This window comes from Streptomyces sp. NPDC052107 (assembly GCF_040680215.1).
Classification (GTDB): Bacteria; Actinomycetota; Actinomycetes; order Streptomycetales; family Streptomycetaceae; genus Streptomyces.
The window spans coordinates 1-1113 of record NZ_JBFAWG010000314.1; the positions used below are offsets into that span (position 1 = coordinate 1).

At 71.2% G+C, this 1113-nt stretch carries 2 protein-coding genes; both read left to right on the top strand.

What is annotated here, in order from left to right; all coding sequences use genetic code 11:
- Positions 1-31: 31 nt before the first annotated feature.
- Positions 32-487, top strand: coding sequence for a VOC family protein (locus AB0M27_RS48090; RefSeq protein WP_019763424.1), 456 nt, complete (start codon positions 32-34; stop codon positions 485-487).
- A 96-nt stretch (positions 488-583) separates the two neighbouring features.
- Complete coding sequence (locus AB0M27_RS48095; protein WP_019763425.1) at positions 584-982, top strand: DUF6221 family protein; 399 nt, start codon at positions 584-586, stop codon at positions 980-982.
- The last annotated feature ends 131 nt before the right edge of the window (positions 983-1113 follow it).

Below are 1113 nucleotides of genomic sequence, written 5' to 3' on the forward strand. Positions count from 1 at the left end.
CACCCCCGAAACAGTGAAAGGCTCCGCAGCCATGGACTGGACCCTCGAAGTGATCGTGCTCCCCGTGACCGACCTGGACCGGGCCCGCGACTTCTACCGCGACAAGCTCGGCTTCCACGTCGACATCGACGGCGAGGTGATGCCGGGCGCCCGCGTCGTCCAGCTCACCCCGCCCGGCTCGGGCTGCTCGATCGCCCTCACCGACGGCGTACCCAACCCCACGGGGGACCCGCAGCCGGGCACGTACCACGGGCTCCAGCTCTGCGTCACCGACATCGACGCCGCCCACGCGGAGCTGGTCGCCCGCGGGGTCGAGGTCTCCGCACCCCAGCGGTACGCCCCCGAGGACGGGGCCACGTTCATGTACTTCACCGACCCCGACGGCAACGGCTGGGCCGTGCAGGAGTACCGCCGACGGCTCACCGAACCCCTCCACAAGGTCCTCGCGGACCTGGCCGCCGGGGGGAGCGGGGAGAGCACGGGCTGACCGTCCCGCCTGCCGTGGTGGATCGCGCCGCTCCGGTCCACGACAATGCTCCCCGTATCACCGCAGTGATCCATGGACACGAGGGAGCAGCATCCAATGGCCGGCAACACAGACATGGTGGCCTTCGTCCTGGCGCGTCTCGCCGATGAGGAACAGGTCGCCCTGGCTGCCGGCGGGGACCGATGGCGGTGCCCGGCGGATGTGCCCGGCGAGGTCCACGACCGCAAGGGCGGCGTCGCGTTCACGGTGCGGGACCGGGGCTTTGACCACCACATCGCGCTCCAGGACCCGGCGCGCACCCTGGAGCGGATCGAGACGCACCGGGTGCTGGTGGGGGAGTACGTGGAGGTGGCCGAGCTGGACACCGACCGCCCGGCGCAGGACTTCCGCTCCGGCCGCGCCGTGGGCCTTGGCTTCGCCGTACGCCAGCTCGCCGCCGAGTACGCCGCGCACCCGGACTACCAGGCGCGGTGGCTGCCCCGGTTCATCCAGTAGCGGGGGCGGCCCGCCCGTCCTGCGCGGCCGAATGCCCTGATCGGACGGTGTGCGTACAGTTCGAGCCAACCGTGAGGGGGAAGATCCACGCCAAAATGGCGTTGCTCTCTGGTGAGGAGTGATCCCGCCGT